Raw genomic sequence first — 17,636 nt, 5'->3', positions numbered from 1 at the left:
TTTTTGTGTTGAATAAAGTTGAAATAAAAAGTGCAAAATGCCAAATAGAAAAGGAAAATACCTGATCACCATTGCGGGCCCAACGGCAGTGGGGAAAACGACATTGGCCATAAAGCTAGCCCAACACCTGCAAACGGAGATAATATCGGCAGACTCCCGACAATTCTTTAAAGAGTTAGAAATAGGTACTGCCAAACCGGAAGCCGGGGAATTAGCTGCGGTACCTCATCATTTTATTAACTCTCATCATATTTGGGATCAATATAGTGCCGGAGATTTTGAACGGGGGGCTCTGGAGAAACTTGAGCAACTTTTCGCTGTATACGATTCGGTGGTAATGGTAGGAGGCTCTGGCTTTTATATCAAAGCAATTTTGGAAGGCCTTGACGAACTTCCCTCTCCTGCAGTAGGACTGCGGGAAGCATTAACTTTACGACTGCGAGATGAAGGTCTTGAAGTTCTACAAAAAGAAATTAGCAGTATAGATCCGGTCTTTGCCCTTACTAAGGAATTTCATAACCCGCAGAGGGTAATTCGTGCATTGGAGGTATACCATACCGTGGGGCAGCCTATTTCTTTTTTTCAACAGAAAATTAATAAAAAACGTCCTTTTATCCCCATTTGTCTAGCGTTGGATCGAGACAGGGCAGAATTATATCAACGCATTGATCAAAGAATGGATATTATGCTTCAAAACGGTTTAGTCGATGAAGCCAAGGCACTGGAAGCTTACCGCTCGCAGCATGCCCTCCAAACGGTGGGCTATAAGGAGGTATATGAGTATTTGGATGGTGCCTACGATTATTCTGAAATGGTGCGGTTACTCAAACAAAATAGTCGTCGTTACGCCAAACGCCAACTTACCTGGTTTAGACATCAGGGGGCATTCACCTTTTTCAACCCCGATGACTGGAAAGGAATACAATCTTTTGTTGAGTCGGCCATGACTGATGGGAGAGACAGGTAGACTTTGGCTTCAACAAAAAAAACCTTTCCATACAGACTTGCGTCGTGCTGATGGAAAGGTTTTTTTTATAATAAAAAAATTCTAGTATTCGTGAGGCAGGGTGCCATTTATAACTTCGTTCCAGGGCAGTCCTTGAACATTAAGTTGTTCCATAAATGGATCTGGATTAAGTTGCTCGCAGTTCCAAACTCCGGGTTTCATCCATTCGGAATTGGTCAGCATCAACATGGCACCAATCATAGCCGGTACCCCTGTAGTATAGCTAACTGCCTGAGCGCGTACCTCTTTGTAGCAGTCGGCATGGTGGCAATTATTCCATACATAATATGTTTTTTCCTCAGAATTGGCTATGCCTTTAATCTGACAACCGATGGAAGTCTGGCCGGAATAGTTTTCACCTAAGCTATCCGGAGCGGGTAATACGGCTTTAAGAAACTCCAGGGGGACGATGTCCATCCCTTGGAATTTGATAGGCTTAATACTAGTCATTCCCACATTTTCTAAAACATTGAGGTGGGTGATGTACTGCTGTCCAAAAGTCATCCAAAAGCGAGCACGTTTTAAGGTCGGGAAATGTTTTACCAGAGACTCGAGTTCTTCATGGTACAAAACATAGCTTTCCTTGGGTCCGATATTAGGATAATCAATGGGTTTATGAATTGACATAGCGGGAATTTCTACCCACTCTCCATTTTCCCAATACCTGCCTGGCTGAGTAATTTCTCGGATATTTATCTCGGGGTTGAAATTGGTAGCAAAAGCTTTTCCATGATCCCCAGCATTACAATCAATGATATCCAGATAGTGCATTTCATCAAAATGATGTTTATTGGCATAGGCGGTAAAGACCTGAGTAACGCCCGGATCGAAGCCACAACCTAGAAGAGCCATCAGTCCAGCTTCCTGAAAGCGCTGCTGGTATGCCCACTGCCAGCTATATTCAAATTTAGCTACGTCTTTGGGTTCATAGTTGGCGGTATCCATGTAGTGAATGCCAGTAGCCAGGCAGGCCTCCATGAGGGTGAGATCTTGGTACGGAAGAGCTACATTGATGAGCAACGCCGGGCGAAACTTCTCGATCAGCTGAACCGTCTCCGCAACAATATCAGCATCTACCTGCCCAGTCTGGATGCTAATTCCATGCATCTCCTTGATTTCCGCGGCAATTTTATCACACTTTGATTGGGTACGGCTCGCCAGCATAATTTCGGTAAAAACCTGGCTATTCATCGCACATTTATGGGCTACCACGCTACCTACGCCACCGGCACCAATGATGAGTACTTTCGACATCCTTTTGATCTATTTTGTTGAATTATAATTTCTATTATGCTTTTCGACTAAGTCCCTGCAAATATTGTGCAAAGATAGGACGACCCACTGTTTTTTCGTTATTTGATCGATAAATACTCAAAACGTAATATGGATATTTTTTTATTATTGATTGGAGGCCTCTGCCTGGTGGTTGGGTTGGCAGGCGCAATTTTGCCCGTTCCTGGCCCCGGTTTAAGCTTTGCCGGCCTTATTTTACTGCATATTTCTAGCTACACGCATTTCACTTCCACTTGGCTAGTGACCTTCGGCATTTTGTCGGTTGGTATGGCCGTACTGGATTTTTACCTCCCTATCTGGGGGACACAACGTTTTGGAGGTACGCGGTACGGGGCTGTAGGAGCTGTCGTAGGAATGTTGTTGGGTATTGTGGTACTGCCAGGAATAGGTTTGGTCGTCGGTACCTTTTTAGGTGCCCTGGCTGGAGAACTGTTAGCTGGGCTTCCTCTTAAGCCTGCCACCCGAGCAGCAGTAGGTTCTCTCATCGGTTTCCTTACCGGGGTGCTGGTGCAGGTTCTACTTTGCCTGGCCATGATCGTCTATGCTATCATTGGCCTTTGGGGACATTTCTGACCACTACAGGGGACTGGGGGCTGTAGTGGCCAGGATTAGAATCCTTAAGATTATTCTCGGGTCAGACTTTTCCATATCAGATCGTACACCTGGGTTGGGCAGATAGCAGCGGTGTCGCTGGGTTGGCTACTAATCAATACCGGATAGTACTCTTTAGGTGTATCAATGGATCCATGAGATCCCTTGATTAGGCTGGCGTCAAGGGGGATTAAATCCATGAGATATCGGAAGCCCAATTTTTTTCTTGCCAATTTATACCCTGCTCTAAGTTTTATAAATGGGTTTTTGGGATCCATAAACATTTCTACCGGATCGTATCCTGGTTTTCTATGGATGTCGACTAAGGGGGCATAATCAGGGGCGAGCTTGTCATCTAGCCAGTAATAATAAGTAAACCAGCTATTGGCCTTGGCCACCACTACCAAGTCTCCCGATCGTGTATGGTCGATATGATGTGCCTGTTGTTCTGTTTTGTCGAGGACCATTGCGACCCCGGGTGTCTGCTGTAATATTTCCTCAATTCGGTCTTGTTCGCTGGGGTCATTGAAATATACATGGGCTACCTGATGGTCGGAGACTGCAAAAGCCTTTGAGGCTCCCGCATCTAGTAACTCGTACCAGCGTTCATGTCGCACGGCGATTTGACCCTCATTCCGTAAAATTCTGTTGATATGAATGGGGCGGTCAACGGGTTGTATGCCATATTCTGAAAGCAGAATAATCTCCGCCTGCTGATGTTCATAATGGGTTACCAATTGCTTGATCAACCCGTCAATTTCAGTAAGCTCCTTCTGGATTTTTGAAAAGTCAGGTCCATACTTCTGCAGGCAATAATCCAAATGCGGGAGGTAAATCAGCGTAAGGGTAGGGTCGTGTTTCTTGTCCACGTAGAGAGAAGCGTCAGCGATCCATTGTGACGATTCGATATTTGCATTCGGTCCCCAGAAACTAAAGAGCGGGAATTGTCCGAAGGTGGATTGCAGCTCATCCCGCAGGCTGGCAGGGTAGGCGTAACAATCGGGTGCTTTCACTCCATCTGAATGATATTGTGGGCGGGGCGTAACCGAATAGTCGGCAGTGGAGTACATATTATACCACCAAAACATTTTTGAACAGGTAAAACTGGGGTCTAATTGTTTCGCTTTATCCCAAATTTTGTCAGCCTGAACCAAATGGTTAGACTGTTTCCAAAATTTAATTTCTGCGTCATCATGATCATACCAGCCATTACCAACGATGCCGTGCTCTGAGGGCCATTTTCCGGTTATATAAGTACTCTGTACACTGGTTGTTACCGCGGGGAGCAGGGGTTTGATGGGGGTCATATACCGATTCTTTAAATATGCCGTCAAAAATGGCGTATGCTCTCCGATTAGGTTGGCACTTAGCCCTACCACATCGATCACGACGGTTTTATTCATGTTTTTATGATTTTGGTTTAGGGGCCCGCTCTTTTGAGAGAAGGCTTGAGAGTATGCTCAATAGATAGTTGAAATTATCATTCCTTTGGGTTGCTTAGCGAAGCAAGAGTAGTCTCTACCCAGGCCAGTTCCCGGCTGATGGATTCAGCTATAGGCTTCTGTAAATCTGCTGGAAGCACACCCCAGGTATAAGTTTCTACTTCTAAAAATTGTGTAAATGGCTGTTTTTGATGCAGAGCCAAAGTATCAATAATTTCCTGTTGCGTGGATTCTAAGAGTCCATAACTCGATATGAATAAAGGGACATGGAAATGAACTCGCCATTCTCTTTGATTATCGTGGTGGGCGGCCAGGGCCTGAGGAAGGTCGGGATAATGTTCCAACTCTTCGGCGGCAGTTCGTGCTACTACCTGATGCAGGTAAATGGGCTCGTTAAAGGTAGATATGGCTTGAAGTTTGGCTTCTGTATTTTCACTAAAGTCAACTTTCAGAGCCGAACTAATCTGAATGCGGCCAACCTGAATTCCATATTTTTGGAGGTCTGATAGAATCTCTTTAGGGTGTTCATAGGCGACGGCAGCATGGCATATGTCATAACAAAGGCGAATATGGTTGAGAATAATCGACTTGGCTTGTTCCTCCTCGAGGCTGTATTTTTTCTTTAAATAGGATATACCTGTCGGAAGCAAACTTTTAGTATACCAATCGATAAAGTCGGCAATATTATCGAGGATTCCGTCGGGCTCCGGCTCTATATCCAGGTGCAGGTTACGGCCAGTCTTTTCCTTTATTCCGATCAGCTCATCTAGCACTTGGAGCATATGGGCCGTGGCTTTTTCGGTGGCAAACAGCCTTTGGGTGTCACTTTCCCACCATAATCTATAAGATAAAGGAGGAGTGGACACTCCGCCGTCCATACCTTCGGGAAGAAGCTGGCTCAGAATGTGAAACAACCGAAAGGTATAGGCCTGGCGCTCATCTGTGGTCCAGTCAGGGGTATGAACCTGATCTTTTACTACGGTATCGTGAAAACCACCATATGGGAAGCCGTTAATAACAAATACATAAATATCCTCGGCTTCCAGCCATGCCTTAAATTCGGCCAGATTCTTGCTCTCGCTCAGGGCAAGCGAGGCTTCGTTGGCCAGGCGAAGACCCAGGCCGAAAGATTGAGTGGGAGATCGCTGTTCTTTTATAAGGGGTAGGCTCTCTTTCAAAGAGGCAAAATGCTCTTCCCAACGTTCTCCCGGATGTATATTGCTGCAATAGGTGAGGTGTCCGTATGGCGTTTTCATGTGATTAGTTTTATGGAATACCAAGATTAGAATTCCGACATAAATAGATTTCTTAAGGGTAAGAAAGGGATTTTAAATGTAAGCCTTCCAAATGGTCTACAGCGAGGCTGATCAATGCTTCATCCAGATGATGTACCTCTACTCCCTGTCCAATCTTTTCCAGAAGCATAATGGTAAGTCGGCCACCAAGATGTTCGCGAAACTCCTGAATTCCATTTTTTAGGTTTATTTTATTGTTTTCTGAAAGCCTGTCATGATACAAAGTGAATCCTAGACCCTGTAATACCTGAAGAATCCTGTTAAGGTCATTTGCAGGAAGCATGCCGGCCAAATGGGCATATACACAGTCGAGGGCTATACCCATCGCCACGGCTTCTCCATGGCGCACCTCAAAATTGGTGAGATACTCGAGTTTGTGCGCGGCCCAGTGACCAAAGTCTAAAGGACGGGAAGAACCAAATTCAAAGGGGTCGCCGCCGGCAATATGGTCAGTATGCATTTGGGCACACCTAAATATTAAATATGACATAGTCTCCTGATCTCTGGCGACTAATTTTGCCACATTTTGCTCGATCCATTCAAAAAATACTGAGTCTTTGATCAAGGCCACCTTAATAGCTTCCGCAACCCCACCTCTCCAATCTCTATCTTCCAGCGTGCCCAGAAAATGATAATCATTAAAGACGGCAATAGGAGGGGCAAAGGTGCCTAAAAAATTCTTTTTACCCTGGAAATTAATACTGTTTTTCACCCCAACCCCCGAGTCATTCTGGGCCAACACGGTGGTAGGGATACGGATGAGTTTAATGCCTCGGTGTGCTACTGCAGCAGCATAGCCAACAAGATCTAAAACGGCGCCTCCACCTATGGCGATGACAAAAGAATGCCGATCAATGCCCTGCTGGTCTATAGCCTCGATAATCGTGTTAAAATGGGCTGGATTATTTTTGGAAGCCTCTCCTCCTGGTACCATTAATGCTGGACCAGAAAGGGTTACCCCCGAAACCTGTTGCTGGAAATATGCCTGAATCTCATTCGTGAGATTAGGGTGGCAATTGGCCACTCCCTGATCTATGACCACTAAGGCCTTTCTTTCAAAACCTTCTGAAGGAATGGCTTTGAAAAATGTTTTTAATTCTGGGTTGGATAACCCAAACAGATGCTCGGTGAAATATACGCCGTAGGTATAAGTGATCTGAAAGGTTTGTTGTATGGACTGCATCTTATTATGTGGGCAAAAAAGTAGGCTATATTTTGGTTGGTCCGCTTGGTACAAAGGGTATAAAACGGGTTTTGGTTCAATGACTTTACATATTTATCGATCCGTCAGGTTCATGTAGCTAACAGGAGCGCATTATGGGTCCAAGGTAGCTGAGGTTAGGGCCTCAGCCTTTAGGTGACGGCAAAAGCACGGGCGAGCCAGAGAGATAGGGGTAGTAGGCAGAGTACGGCCAAGGCAACAGGCCATAGGCCGAATACCATACACCAGGTAGCATTCATCACGATTAATGAAATTACTCCAGCCTTAACGGCTTTGCCTATCATGGGACCGATGGGATTTTGAACTGCATTCCATAAGGGACGACCTATCATCCAGGTGTGCAAGAGCAAAAACGGAAGTGTAGGCAGCAGGTTGCCTTGTAAATACCCAACTGTTAACTGGGTCACCAGAACCATAAGGTATAGCAACGCTGCAAAATATAATGTCCGACGTTTGCCCCCATGTACTTCGTCCTGGCTGATCATGGTAATAGCTGCAATATAGATTATGGGGACAAGGGCTATCCAGCCCCAGCGAGACAAGGAGGCAGGAATCAAACTCATACCCAATATGAGGTTACCTCCGCGGCATAGACCCATTACTACGGGGCCCATCAGGGCATGATGCTTGGCCAGGCGATTATAGATCAGGGTGCACAGTGCAATGGACAACCCGATCAATCCACTTTCGAAACTGATCAAAGCGGCTAAAATAATGCCCAGGCTTAGCAGGGTGATTCCTAACATACTTGCTGAGGACCGGGAAACTCGTCCACTCGGAATAGGACGTTCAGGTCGCTCAATGGCGTCCAATTGGGCATCGAAAACGTCGTTCATTACTACGCCGCCTCCATACAAACCCAGTGTAGCACCCAGAAGTGGTAGTGGACTGCTGTCGGAAAAGGTGAAACCCGCAATGGTCAATCCGGCAAAAATATCGGCCAGAGCCGTGACCAGATTGGCAGGACGGGTTAGTTGCAAATATGCTTTTAGTTTACTCACTTTATTGAATTACAAGGGATTCTTTACTAGGATTAAGCTGCTGCCCTCCGCGGAGGATAGAGTTGCCATGAAACTTATCTATACCTTCACCAGACTGGTCACTGCCGAAATCTGAAACGTCGATCTGCCCGCTCTTACCAAAGGCATCTATGGCGTTTTGGTAAGTTACCATGCGAATGGTCTCCGCCGAGATGCCCCTCATTTTCATTAAGGCCGCTGTTTTAGGAATAGCCAATGGATCGGAGATCCCCCAGTCTGCAGCGGAATTGACCATGATACGTTCAGGTCCATATTGTTCGACGACTTTTACCATTCTTTCATTTCCCATTTTTGTAAATGGATAAATGGTAAAGGCAGCATAGAAACCCTGGTCGAGCACACTTTTAACTGTTTCTTCATTATTATGATCCACTATTACCCAGGAAGGATCCAGTCCATGTTCCAGGGCTATAGCCATACTGCGCTCGGTTCCGTTCTTTTTATCTCGGTGGGGAGTATGAATTTGTACGGGGAGTTTGGCTTTTTTGGCTAATTCCAGTTGAAGACGAAAGTATTTTTCCTCTGCTGCCGTCTGATCGTCAAAGCCTATTTCTCCCACCCCTACCACTCCTTCTTTATAAATATAGAGGGGCAAAATTTCCATCACCTGCTCAGCCAAAGGCTCATTATTTGCTTCTCTGGAGTTGAGCCCCATAGTGCAGTAATGTTTGATTCCAAACTGGGAAGATCGAAAGCGTTCCCAACCCACTAAGCTGCTGTAATAGTCCTTAAAGCTCGACAGACCTGTACGCGGTTGACCCAGCCAAAAAGCAGGCTCTATTAGGGCTATAATGCCCGACTGCCGCATAGCTTGATAGTCGTCGGTGGTGCGGGAGACCATATGGATATGAGGGTCGAAAAACTTCATATCTTTAATCAGCTCCCGGTAATCTTCCCATGCCAGTTCGCGGTGGGCCGGATTTGCTATTTGTTGATCCGAATCCTCGAAATGCGAAGGATTAGGAGTTGATTCGTTAGGGTTGAGGCACATAGGTATTAAGTTCTTTAAATTCGATATCAGACCAGTTAAGTGTTCCAGTCTTAATTTGAATGGCTAGTTCGGGGTGTTCTTCCAACAGGGCCAAAGCGGGAGGGAAAGTGGACTCCCCGCAGGCAAGCGCTGCTGCCCTGTGGTTGTCGGCTGACGAAGAGGCAAATAAGGCCTTCATATCCTGCAAGAGTTTTTCATTCATATAAGGTCCCGTCAGTCGCCACACTTCTGGGGCTACTACACGCCCTGCGGCCCAGCGCTCGTGAGCAAAATCGGAAAGGATATGAGCCAGGGCTTCATTTTTACGCCGGTCGAGACCCATAATCAGGTGTATGGGCTTGTCGTTAAAAATGGTTTTAAGCACCAACTGGTTCCAGGCCTGATCGCTAAAATACTTTGAAGGATATGGGTTTCTGAGCGCTATAGCATCAAAAACAAGACCCATATTCGAACGTACGGCATCAGTTGCCCGAAACAACCATTGCTCTGGAGACGATAGAACCGGAAGGGCGGAATATAATGCCACTAACTCGTTTATTTCAGCCGTGTCAAATAACGTTTCTATGTTTTGTTTGAAATGCTTGGGATCTAGTTCTTCAAGCTTAAGTAGGAGCCAGACCCTGCACAGCCGAACCAGGGACCAGTCCGTAACCGAAATTTCCTCTGGGGAAGGAAACTCCTCAGCAGATTCGTTTTTTTTAGTCTGAATAATCGTTTTTCTTAAGAATCGCGGAGCGGCCACAAATCCTGTCATAAGTTCCATTACCGTACTCTGACTGCGTTGCTCCAACCATTCCGATTCGGAGGAGAGCGTATTGGATAATATTACTGCCCACAATTTCTTCTGCACATGGATCGACATAGTATTATAGGGTTATTCAAGTGGGTTTTTCTATTTGTATTTACTAAAAGGGAAAACGGATTTATTTATAACGATAATTTAAGAGAGTAAGTTTTATAAAGGAATGATTATTGTCAAGTTGACAATAATTTAAACCGTTTAGCAAGTTGCTTACCTTATTCTTCCGGAGTGCGTTTAGTTCTATTCTGCTAAGTTTAATATTGAAAGATTTTCTTATCTGAGATGATCCGGGATCATCTCTCGTTCATCAAGGTCTCAATTTCATCGGCTTCGATAGGTATATTCTCCATTAGATCCACGGGGCCGTCGGCGGTAATCAAAATATTATTTTCCAATCTTATTCCCAAGCCCTCTTCCCGGATGTAAATCCCGGGCTCACAGGTAAACACCATTCCCGGTTCGAAGGGATGGTATTTGCTTCCTACATCATGAACATCAAGTCCTAGAAAATGAGAGGTACCGTGAGGAAAGTACTTTTTATAAGCTGGTAATTCGGGGTTCTGGTTGGTAATGTCATGATCGGAGAGCAATCCCAGGCCCTTTAGTTCACTTTCCATCAGTCGTCCTACTTCCCGGTGATAACTATCCCAAGTGTTTCCGCTTACCAACATGTCTCGTGAGGCGTAAAATACCCTTAGTACGGCATCATATACGGAGCGCTGACGTTGTGTAAACCGCCCACTGACTGGTATACTCCGGGAGAGGTCTGAATTGTAATTGGCATACTCTGCCGCCACGTCCAGTAAAAGCACATCACCTGGCTGACAAGCTTGGTTATTCTGAATATAATGTAGTACGCAAGCATTGGCCCCGGAAGCAATGATAGGCTGGTAGGCAAATCCCCTTGATCGGCTCCTAACAAATTCATGGAGTAATTCGGCCTCGATTTCATATTCATACACACCAGCCTTTACGAATTTCAGTAGCCGAGCGAAGCCCTGCGCAGTGATGCCACAAGCCTGCCGCATAAGCTCTATTTCGATCTCATGCTTTACTTCCCGCAACCGATGCATGATTGGGGCGATACGTGCCAGTTTGTGCAAAGGATAGTCTTGTCTGAAACGTTCTATAAATCTAGCGTCCCTACTTTGGGTAAGGCTATCATTACGCGTATGTTCATTACTATTAAAATATACCGTATCTGCCTCGTAGATCATTTCCCGGAATACCCTTTCAAATTCATGAGTCCAATGGATGCGCTCAATTCCACTCACTTTTGTACCCTGCACCTTCGAAAGTTTGTCTCCTTCCCATACTGCAATTGTTTCGTTCGTTTCTCGAAGAAATAATACTTCCCGGTAATTTTTATCTGGGTGATCGGGGAATAGGAGTAAAGTCGATTCCTCCTGATCGACTCCTGTCAGGTAAAAGAAATCGCTATTCTGTTTAAAGGCCATCGTCCCATCGGCATTAGTCGGCAAAACATCATTGGCTTGCATAATCACCATGGATTTTGCAGGTAGGTGGGCCTTGAGGTTTTTGCGATTATCTATAAAAAGTTGGGAATCGATAGGGGAATAGCGCATCTTAATAATAGGTTTGTTTCTGTAATTAATTATACAAATTTACGTTTATCGAATAATTGTCTGGATATTTGCGAACGATACAAGTAGAAATAGCTCTGTTTTAAACCTATATGCAAGTTTATACGCTATTTCGAGGTACAACTCAAAATCGAAAGTACAAAAAATAGATGGCTTAAGGCTGAGAAAGGCCACGGGTCTCTTTAAAATCAGTAAAATTAATACCTAACAGTTCGGTAATACCCATGAAAAGGCACATTCTTATCTTATTTTGTTTTCTCCCGAGTCTACTTTTTGCCTCTCCAAAATATTGGATTTATTTAAAAAATAAGGATATGAGTGTGGCCCCTGCGGTGTCGCATTTAACCATGGAAAATCGCCAGATGCTGGGTTTGGAGCGGTTTGATGGATATGACTTGCCGATTAATACGCATTATGAGGAGCTGATCAGAGGCCAGAAGGTGCAGATCATTAACCGCTCCAAATGGCTTAATGCGGTATCTGCCAAGCTCACCAGGGAGCAAGTTGCCCAGCTGGAGAATTTAGATTTCGTCGCGTCTGTTGAACCCATAGACCCTGGATTTTATATTGCTGCAACCGCTCCTGTGGAGCGGGCGCAAATGGCCCCGGTAATGTCTCAGGTACAAGCTGAAATTTTTCAGAAACAGAATATTACCGCCAAAAATATTACAATAGGTGTAATCGATGCGGGTTTCTACGGAGCCGATTCATCTTATTCTTTGGAGCAGATTTTTCAAAACAAACGGATATTGGGTATAAGGGATTTCGTGAAACCGGGTCGGCCCGGTGAGCTGCTGTTTAGCACTGCCGAATCCTTCTCAGATATGCACGGGACAGAGGTGTTAGCCTCTATTGCAGGCATTGACGCCAAAGATCAGATCCAATATGGGCTTGCCACCAATGCCAAATTCTATCTGGCCCGTACCGACTATTCCATGCGTGAGTATCGGGGCGAAGAAGATAATTGGATTGCGGCTATGGAATGGATGGATAGTCTGGGGGTTCGCTTGATCAATACTTCATTGGGCTATGCTAAAGGCTTCACCGATCCAAAGGAAAATTATACTCCCGCTCAAATGGATGGAAAAACAAGTGCCATCACTAAGGCAGCTCAAATAGCCTCCGATAAAAAAGGAATCTTACTCATCGTATCTGCCGGTAATGAGGGTGAAGATAAAAGCTGGGAGATCGTTTCGGCCCCAGCCGATGCTAGGGGTGTATTGTCGATTGGGGCCACCAATAGCAAATTATGGAATAGGATTGGGTACAGCAGTATGGGGCCAGAATTTTTACCTTATGTAAAGCCCAATGTTTCATGCTTCTCTCTATATGGAACTTCCCTTTCCGCACCTGTAATCACCGGATTTGCTGCCTGCTTGCTACAAGCTAATCCGAAATTAACCAATAAAGAGCTTATTGGGGTGATTGAAAAGTCGGCTCATTTATATCCTTATGGCAATAACTATGTGGGTTATGGTGTTCCTCAGGCCTCCCGGGCCTTGGCTCTGGCCAAAGCTCCTTATTTGCCATCTAATTCCAGAATGGTTAAGGCCAAGGGTCGCAACATAACAATAGATGTTAAAAGCAACGAGCAGCTGGTTGCCCTTTACCGTAAAAAGAATACCAAAGATGTTATTGCCCAACAAGTAGGGAAGGTGCAGCAGGGTAAAATATCTTTGAAGCGTATTGGCCGGGAGAAGTATACCACCATCGATCTGAAAGAAGAAGTGATCGAGGTACAATGGGATTAAATCCCTTGATAAAGTCGTTTTTTTGAAGGCTATATTCCCCTGTGGCTCTTGGCTTGGCCTGGTTGCGGTTTCGAGCACACTCGCATTTTTTTTGCTTCATTTGTTTAAATATTTGAGCGAAATTATTTAACTTTAAATTCTAATAGTCTAAGAACCAAACGATGGTTCGGCTTTTTGTAGAAATTGACCAATATAATTCCTTAAATCCTTAATCCTTTTTTTAAACATGAACGCATCTCGTAGAGACGTATTAAAGATGGCAGGCATGGCAATCGCCGGCAGTGCTTTACCAACCGTGGCCATCCTGAATCCTAACAAAGTATACGCAGGAGTAAACAGTGAGACTCTTAAAGTTGGTTTGATTGGTTGTGGAGGTCGTGGATCTGGCGCAGCAAATCAGGCTTTAAAAGCCGATAAAAATGTTGTTCTGCATGCCATGGGCGACATCTTCAAAGATAAGATGGACTCTTCTCATGCCAATTTGAGTAAAATTCATGGTGCGAAAGTTAAGGTTGACGAAGATCGTAAGTTCCTTGGTTTCGATGCCTTTCAGAAAGTTTTAGATTCTGGTGTGGATGTGGTACTTCTAGCGACTCCTCCGCATTTTCGCCCAGAACACCTTACTGCTGCAGTAAAGGCCGGTAAGCATGTTTTCTGTGAAAAACCAGTTGCTGTGGATGCTGCTGGGGTACGGAAAGTATTGGATGCCGCTAAAATGGCGAAACAAAAGAATCTTTCCCTGATGTCAGGGTTTTGCTGGAGATATCATGAGCCTAAACGCGCTAGTTTCAATCGTATTTTGGATGGTGCGGTAGGAGATATTTCTGCAGTTTATAACACGTATGATACGGGTACCTTATGGTCTTTCCCTCGTCAACCAGGATGGACCGATGCCGAATATGTACTTCGTAACTGGACATATTATACCTGGCTTGCAGGGGATCATATCGTAGAACAAGCCGTACATAGCATCGACATGATGGCCTGGGCTATGGGTGGTAAGTTACCTATATCCGCAGTAGGAACCGGGGGACGTCAGGTACGGACTGACGAACTTTTTGGCAATGTGTTCGATCATTTCTCCATTGTATACGATTATGATAACGGCGTAAAAGGATTCCACCACTCTCGTCAGCAAGCCAATTGTGAAAACAGCTACCTGGTAGAAACCATTGGATCAAAGGGACGCGCCATGGTTAATTGTGCCAAAAATCATCATGAGATCTATGGTCAAAATCCATGGAAATACGATGGAGCAAATAACGATATGTATCAAACAGAACATAATGAACTGTTTGCTGCTATCCGCAGTGGCAATCATGTCAATGACGGAGAGTTTATGGCACATAGCACGCTGACGGCTATTATGGGACGTATGGCGGCCTATACAGGAAAACGCATCAGCTGGGATCAGGCACTCAACTCGACAGAAGTATTGGGGCCGGATACCTATAGCTTCCAAATGGCACCTCCGGCAATAGAAGTGGCCAAGCCAGGAATAACAGCGTTTTCATAATGGCTATGGATAGAAGAGATTTTCTTATAAAAAGTGCGCTGGCAGCTACCGCTGTTTCGGCAATCGGTAGCCAGACTATAGCCAGCGAAGCGAAAGCAGCCGCTCAACCCATGGTGAAGAAAAGCCTGAAATGGGGGATGGTTAAAGAGGATTTATCTGTAATGGACAAATTCAAACTGCTGAAAGATTTAGGTTTTGATGGGGTGGAACTTGATTCTCCCGATAATCTGGATATGAAAGAAGTGTTGGCCGCCCGGGACAAAACAGGCTTATTACTGCCTGGGACAGTCAATTCCATGCATTGGAAATATCCGCTTTCCGACCCTGATCCGGCCAAACGGGAACTTTGTACGAAATCCATAGAAAAAGCGCTATGGGACACCAAGGCCTACGGTGGAACTACTGTATTAGTAGTGCCAGGTGTAGTTAATGCCGAGGTGTCTTATGCCCAAGCCTATGAACGCTCACAGGCAGAAATTCGGAAACTTTTGCCCGTAGCGGAAAAGACCGGAGTGAAGATTGCATTCGAGAATGTATGGAATCAATTTTTGTTAAGTCCCTTGGAAGCGGCCAAATATGTCGATGAATTCGATAGTGAAATGGTCGGGTGGTATTTCGATATTGGAAATGTGCTACGTTATAGCTGGCCAGCCTCCTGGATAGAAGCGCTGGACCACCGCATTCTGAAGCTCGATTTGAAAGAGTTTAGCTTCAAGAAACAAAATGATGAAGGCCTTTGGAAGGGCTTTCAAGTGGAGTTCTTTGACGGTGATGTCAACTGGCCGGTGGTTAATAAAGCGCTGAAAAAAATCGGATACTCGGGATGGGCCTCTGCCGAAGTCTCTGGAGGAGATCGGAAGCGTCTGCAGACGATCAGCCAGAAAATGGATGATATTTTCAAAGCATAATATACCAAATTTATAAATAAAAGTGGCGTCTGAGTTAAACCAGACGCCACTTTTTTGCGTTTACAACTTCTTGTAAAGGGCTCGTCGGTAGCCTTTAAGTTGCCGTATTTTTAGCTGGCCTTTTACAATTTCTATTTGTTTATAATCTTTGAAGAGAGAATCCTTGTCTAGAAATCCTACGATACAGGACAGTTTGGAGGGGCCAGGGTGTAGCGCTACGCTGGGGCGAATGCCAAAATTGGGAATGGTCAGTGTATCGGTGACCCGTAGCTCCATATATTGAATATTAAGCAGATAGGTGAAGGTTGCCGGCGTTTCAAAAGCTTGCACTTTAAATTTCCAGTTATTAAGCCCTTCCGGATCCTTTACTTTCTCTTCGAATGTGGCTACGGCCTTCTCGCTAACCTTTTCTCTGACTTCTGGAATGGTGTCGTTGACTATTTCTGGCAGCTGGGTATTTTGTTCCTCCTTTTGCTGATTATTGCAGGCTGCCAGCCACAGCAGGAGGAAAAATGGTAAGTATTTCATGTAAAGGTCGGTTCAATATTATAAAGATATCAGTGGTTACCCAGCCAAAAATACCTATTTTTTTTTGACCTTTCCTATCCTTTATTATCTGAGATTCTATTTCTAAGACGCAGTATTGCCTCTAGCTTAGTATCGTGCCGGTAAGTAGGTCTTCAGGGGAGTAAAGGCTTATTTGACCTTTTATAGTAGAGCTAAATCAGGGGATAAGTAACAAATCCTTTTAAACTCGTCATTTTATTCTATTTTTAGGTCTGTGTTTTTAATCACGGCATTCCTGTTCTGTTTTAATTGGATTGGTCCGGTACAACCCTGTATTCTCTGGAGTCGGGTTTGCCGCCTACACGCAATCCTGAAGATTTTTATATGGCGTTAAATTATATTTTTGTAGGTTTTTTTGTTATCGCATTAGCTATAGCGGCACTCAAATTTTTGCTTTTAGGCGATGTGCAGACTTTCAAGGCGATTGTGGAAGGAATGCTCGATATGTCTAAAGTGGCAGTTATGGACATTGCCCTGCCGTTGACGGGTGTAATGACCTTCTTTTTGGGTGTGCTCAATGTTGGAGAAAAGGCGGGTGTAATCAACGGGCTTGCCCGGTTTATTGGGCCTTTCTTTAACAAATTATTCCCTGAAGTTCCGGCCGATCACCCCGCCAATGGGCAGATGATTATGAACTTTTCGGCTAATATGTTGGGGTTGGATAATGCAGCGACCCCTTTTGGTCTCAAAGCCATGCAGAGTTTGCAGGAATTAAATCCAAGTAAAGATACGGCTTCCAATGCCCAGATCATGTTTTTGGTTTTGCATACTTCCGGCCTGCAAATTATCCCCCTAACTATCATAGCGCAACGAGCAATATTAGGAGCATCTAGTCCATCCGATGTTTTTATCCCCTGTGTGGTAGGTACCTATGTGACTACGGTGGTTAGCCTAATCATTACAGCATTATGGCAAAGAATCAACCTATGGAATCGCACGGTAGTTTTAGGATTAGGAACGGTGACCGGAGTAATGGCACTGGCACTGTGGTATCTGTCGGGTTTACCCAAGGAGCAGATCGAAACTATATCAATTGTTACAGGGAACTCCATCCTCTTATCGGTGGTTGCTGGTTTTCTGATGGCTGGAATGTATAAAAAAGTGAATGTCTTCGATGCTTTTATTGAAGGGGCAAAAGGGGGCTTTACCACTTCGGTAACCATTATTCCTTATCTGGTAGGTCTGTTAGTGGCTATTAGCGCATTTCGTAATTGCGGTGCCATGGACTATATGATCGATGCTTTAAAATGGATGTTCTCCTTCACGGGATGGAATACTGATTTTACGGACGCCCTTCCGGTAGCCCTGATGAAGCCCTTGAGCGGTAGCGGAGCCCGAGCCCTGATGATCGATGCCATGAAAGAGTTTGGTCCCGACTCATTTGTGGGGCGACTGGTCTGTATTTTTCAGGGGTCGGCCGATACTACTCTTTATATAGTAGCATTGTACTTCGGATCAGTTGGTATTAAGAATACACGCTATGCCGTAGTAGCCGGATTAATAGCGGATATGATCGGAGTACTAGCCGGTATTTGGTTGGGCTATATGTTCTTCCATTCTTAACCAAGTCTTTCATTTCCCCTTTTACCTACTCCTACAACCGTCCGT

General features: G+C 44.9%; 15 protein-coding genes. 6 read left to right on the top strand and 9 right to left on the bottom strand.

All coding sequences use genetic code 11. From position 1 onward, the window contains the following. The first annotated feature begins 37 nt into the window (after positions 1-37). Positions 38-967 (top strand): tRNA (adenosine(37)-N6)-dimethylallyltransferase MiaA, encoded by a 930-nt coding sequence (gene miaA / locus X939_RS0118950; protein WP_025764858.1) that lies wholly within the window; start codon positions 38-40, stop codon positions 965-967. 81 nt (positions 968-1,048) lie between these two features. On the opposite strand, the gene X939_RS0118945 is transcribed toward miaA, so the two are convergent. Then, positions 1,049-2,260: a saccharopine dehydrogenase family protein gene (locus tag X939_RS0118945; RefSeq protein WP_025764857.1), complete on the bottom strand. Its 1,212-nt coding sequence runs from the start codon at positions 2,258-2,260 to the stop codon at positions 1,049-1,051. A 129-nt stretch (positions 2,261-2,389) separates the two neighbouring features. Between X939_RS0118945 and X939_RS0118940 the strand changes: the two genes are divergently transcribed. Then, positions 2,390-2,872 (top strand): DUF456 domain-containing protein, encoded by a 483-nt coding sequence (locus tag X939_RS0118940; RefSeq protein WP_025764856.1) that lies wholly within the window; start codon positions 2,390-2,392, stop codon positions 2,870-2,872. 50 nt (positions 2,873-2,922) lie between these two features. Here the strand turns inward: X939_RS0118940 and X939_RS0118935 are convergent, their stop codons facing one another. From X939_RS0118935 to X939_RS0118905, 7 genes are all read right to left on the bottom strand, one after another. Beyond that, positions 2,923-4,293, bottom strand: a complete 1,371-nt coding sequence (locus X939_RS0118935) for an alkaline phosphatase family protein (RefSeq protein WP_025764855.1) — start codon at positions 4,291-4,293, stop codon at positions 2,923-2,925. A gap of 77 nt (positions 4,294-4,370) precedes the next feature. Further along, positions 4,371-5,588 (bottom strand): metabolite traffic protein EboE, encoded by a 1,218-nt coding sequence (gene eboE / locus X939_RS0118930; RefSeq protein ID WP_025764854.1) that lies wholly within the window; start codon positions 5,586-5,588, stop codon positions 4,371-4,373. Between the two features lie 52 nt (positions 5,589-5,640). Continuing rightward, the gene (locus X939_RS0118925) at positions 5,641-6,810 is read right to left on the bottom strand and encodes a 3-dehydroquinate synthase (RefSeq protein ID WP_025764853.1); all 1,170 of its coding nucleotides are present in this window, start codon (positions 6,808-6,810) and stop codon (positions 5,641-5,643) included. A 170-nt stretch (positions 6,811-6,980) separates the two neighbouring features. Beyond that, on the bottom strand, positions 6,981-7,850 hold the full coding sequence (gene eboC, locus X939_RS0118920) for a UbiA-like protein EboC (protein ID WP_025764852.1): 870 nt from the start codon (positions 7,848-7,850) through the stop codon (positions 6,981-6,983). 1 nt (position 7,851) lies between these two features. After that, entirely contained in the window at positions 7,852-8,880 is a 1,029-nt protein-coding gene (locus X939_RS0118915; protein WP_025764851.1) for a TatD family hydrolase, read from the bottom strand. Continuing rightward, positions 8,864-9,742: an EboA domain-containing protein gene (locus tag X939_RS0118910; RefSeq protein WP_025764850.1), complete on the bottom strand. Its 879-nt coding sequence runs from the start codon at positions 9,740-9,742 to the stop codon at positions 8,864-8,866. Before X939_RS0118910 ends, X939_RS0118915 begins: the two co-directional genes overlap by 17 nt. A gap of 233 nt (positions 9,743-9,975) precedes the next feature. After that, complete coding sequence (locus X939_RS0118905; protein WP_025764849.1) at positions 9,976-11,268, bottom strand: aminopeptidase P family protein; 1,293 nt, start codon at positions 11,266-11,268, stop codon at positions 9,976-9,978. 242 nt (positions 11,269-11,510) lie between these two features. Here X939_RS0118905 and X939_RS0118900 point away from each other — a divergent pair, with 242 nt between their 5' ends. The 3 genes from X939_RS0118900 to X939_RS0118890 all read left to right on the top strand — a co-directional run bounded on the left by X939_RS0118900 (position 11,511) and on the right by X939_RS0118890 (position 15,461). Next, positions 11,511-13,037, top strand: coding sequence for a S8 family serine peptidase (locus tag X939_RS0118900; RefSeq protein ID WP_025764848.1), 1,527 nt, complete (start codon positions 11,511-11,513; stop codon positions 13,035-13,037). A 226-nt stretch (positions 13,038-13,263) separates the two neighbouring features. Beyond that, positions 13,264-14,553, top strand: a complete 1,290-nt coding sequence (locus X939_RS0118895; RefSeq protein ID WP_025764847.1) for a Gfo/Idh/MocA family protein — start codon at positions 13,264-13,266, stop codon at positions 14,551-14,553. Between the two features lie 5 nt (positions 14,554-14,558). After that, complete coding sequence (locus X939_RS0118890; protein ID WP_025764846.1) at positions 14,559-15,461, top strand: sugar phosphate isomerase/epimerase family protein; 903 nt, start codon at positions 14,559-14,561, stop codon at positions 15,459-15,461. A 60-nt stretch (positions 15,462-15,521) separates the two neighbouring features. Here X939_RS0118890 and X939_RS0118885 read toward each other — a convergent pair whose 3' ends face one another. Then, on the bottom strand, positions 15,522-15,989 hold the full coding sequence (locus X939_RS0118885) for a hypothetical protein (protein WP_025764845.1): 468 nt from the start codon (positions 15,987-15,989) through the stop codon (positions 15,522-15,524). A 363-nt stretch (positions 15,990-16,352) separates the two neighbouring features. On the opposite strand from X939_RS0118885, the gene X939_RS0118880 reads away from it, so the two are divergent. Beyond that, entirely contained in the window at positions 16,353-17,591 is a 1,239-nt protein-coding gene (locus X939_RS0118880) for a spore maturation protein (protein WP_025764844.1), read from the top strand. Positions 17,592-17,636: the final 45 nt, after the last annotated feature.

This window comes from Dyadobacter tibetensis Y620-1, from assembly GCF_000566685.1.
Taxonomy (GTDB): Bacteria; Bacteroidota; Bacteroidia; order Cytophagales; family Spirosomataceae; genus Dyadobacter; species Dyadobacter tibetensis.
This window is presented reverse-complemented; position numbering and strand designations above follow the sequence as displayed.

Excerpts from the sequence above, each read along its gene's own strand:
- miaA (WP_025764858.1), top strand. The coding sequence starts at position 38 with ATGCCAAATAGAAAAGGAAAATACCTGATCACCATTGCGGGCCCAACG.
- X939_RS0118945 (WP_025764857.1), bottom strand. The coding sequence starts at position 2,260 with ATGTCGAAAGTACTCATCATTGGTGCCGGTGGCGTAGGTAGCGTGGTA.
- X939_RS0118940 (WP_025764856.1), top strand. The coding sequence starts at position 2,390 with ATGGATATTTTTTTATTATTGATTGGAGGCCTCTGCCTGGTGGTTGGG.
- X939_RS0118935 (WP_025764855.1), bottom strand. The coding sequence starts at position 4,293 with ATGAATAAAACCGTCGTGATCGATGTGGTAGGGCTAAGTGCCAACCTA.
- eboE (WP_025764854.1), bottom strand. The coding sequence starts at position 5,588 with ATGAAAACGCCATACGGACACCTCACCTATTGCAGCAATATACATCCG.
- X939_RS0118925 (WP_025764853.1), bottom strand. The coding sequence starts at position 6,810 with ATGCAGTCCATACAACAAACCTTTCAGATCACTTATACCTACGGCGTA.
- X939_RS0118915 (WP_025764851.1), bottom strand. The coding sequence starts at position 8,880 with ATGTGCCTCAACCCTAACGAATCAACTCCTAATCCTTCGCATTTCGAG.
- X939_RS0118910 (WP_025764850.1), bottom strand. The coding sequence starts at position 9,742 with ATGTCGATCCATGTGCAGAAGAAATTGTGGGCAGTAATATTATCCAAT.
- X939_RS0118905 (WP_025764849.1), bottom strand. The coding sequence starts at position 11,268 with ATGCGCTATTCCCCTATCGATTCCCAACTTTTTATAGATAATCGCAAA.
- X939_RS0118900 (WP_025764848.1), top strand. The coding sequence starts at position 11,511 with ATGAAAAGGCACATTCTTATCTTATTTTGTTTTCTCCCGAGTCTACTT.
- X939_RS0118895 (WP_025764847.1), top strand. The coding sequence starts at position 13,264 with ATGAACGCATCTCGTAGAGACGTATTAAAGATGGCAGGCATGGCAATC.
- X939_RS0118890 (WP_025764846.1), top strand. The coding sequence starts at position 14,559 with ATGGATAGAAGAGATTTTCTTATAAAAAGTGCGCTGGCAGCTACCGCT.
- X939_RS0118885 (WP_025764845.1), bottom strand. The coding sequence starts at position 15,989 with ATGAAATACTTACCATTTTTCCTCCTGCTGTGGCTGGCAGCCTGCAAT.
- X939_RS0118880 (WP_025764844.1), top strand. The coding sequence starts at position 16,353 with ATGGCGTTAAATTATATTTTTGTAGGTTTTTTTGTTATCGCATTAGCT.